Raw genomic sequence first — 1,562 nt, forward strand, 5'->3', positions numbered from 1 at the left:
GTAACTATTCAGCCATGAGATCCTGAACAGTGAATGGTTTCCCTTCGGCCAACCTTTTCAATGCCTCATACACTGACTTCCCATTTTTTCTGACTGTCGAAATATACCCTCGAATTCTGCAGAATATCTCTGCTCCCTCAACCGATCTGAACGTCCCTGAGATCTTCTGCTGCACTTTCATCATTCTGACGTCCCGTTCTGCCAGATTGTTCGTAAAGGGGACGAATGCGTTGTACATAAACCTCAGAATATCTTCACGATATCCATCCAATCTTCTCAGAAGATTGGATGGTTTTGACCTCTTTTTTCGCCCTCTTTTCTTGCAGGTCAGATGATCCAGAGGTGGTGGATTTTCCCCAAATCCTTCATCCAGAATATTTTGATATGCCCTTTCAAATTCACTCAATTTATCAGGATTTCGCTTGTTTTGAACAAAGATGTAATCATAAACGTCTTCAAAGAGCGTTTTCATCTTTCCTGCCCAGTTCTGGTTATAGCCGTCGACAATCCCTACTAATTCCCTCATTATGTGAGCATTACAGAGAGAATGCTTACAATCATACATGAAGTATGTTGCCCAGAAGTCGTGTACTAGAATTCCGTTATAGTTTGGAATAACTCCCATGGAATTAACAGCTTTTGAACCTCTGTTTGGATGAACAGCATATAGCGTAAGTTTCTCGTTACCTATCGTATGCAGCCACCATCTTAGTCCAAGAACGGTTAATCCGGTTTCATCAGCGTGTAAAACAGGAGAATGAAGTAGGATTCCTTTAATCTCTGATTCAAAGGACTCAAGAGATTTATACGCCTCACGGCAGATATTCTGAATTGTTCCCTGACTTACCTGCTGGTGGTATCTGTCCTTAAAGAATTTTGCTGTCTTTTTGAAAGATGTAATAATGTCATCCTTCAGATACAGCACATCTGCCTTGAAATTTGGCCCATATTGAGTTGTATTATTCAAATGTGGGGGAAATTCACCCGTATTCTTCCTTCCACATACCGGACATATTTTTACTTCAGCCTGGTGTTCGGTCACTTTGATTTCAACGGGGGGAATATCAAATTCCTGACGTCTCACAATATTAGAGGGTTCTACTGTCTGGAGGGAATACCCACATTTACATGTCGAAACCGGATGAGATACAATCTCATCCGGATCTTCGACCAATTTAAGGGTTTTACCCGTATGGTTTTTTTGGCCACCGGGCTTTTTGCCACTCTTTTTCCTCAGGCTCTTGGGTTTTGGTTTGTACAGATCGCTTGAAGGTGGGCGGCTGCTGTTACGGCTATTTTGTTTCAGTTGTGCCTCCAGATTTTCAATCCGTGCTTCAAGCTCTGTGATTTTCTCAGCCTGTTTCTCAATGATCTCAGCTTGTTTCTGAACAGTCAGATACAGGTCTAAAATGAGATCGGTTGTGGCTTCTGGATCGGTCAGAACTAAATGCAATATCTGGTCCCGACTGGGAGGCACATTCATTGAATGTTAATATGTACCCATAATATTTTGATCTAACGGTTAATTCTCGCTAAAATTGGTTGGGGGGCTGAATAGTTAC

Annotated in this window: 1 protein-coding gene; it reads right to left on the reverse strand. The window is 41.9% G+C overall.

Annotated elements, in window-relative coordinates; all coding sequences use genetic code 11:
- Nucleotides 1-4 precede the first annotated feature (4 nt).
- On the reverse strand, nucleotides 5-1,453 hold the full coding sequence (tnpC, locus tag MKMG_RS11385; protein ID WP_165078061.1) for an IS66 family transposase: 1,449 nt from the start codon (nucleotides 1,451-1,453) through the stop codon (nucleotides 5-7).
- Nucleotides 1,454-1,562: the final 109 nt, after the last annotated feature.

Origin of the sequence: Methanogenium sp. MK-MG (assembly GCF_009914725.1) — an archaeon.
Lineage (GTDB): Archaea > Halobacteriota > Methanomicrobia > Methanomicrobiales > Methanomicrobiaceae > Methanogenium.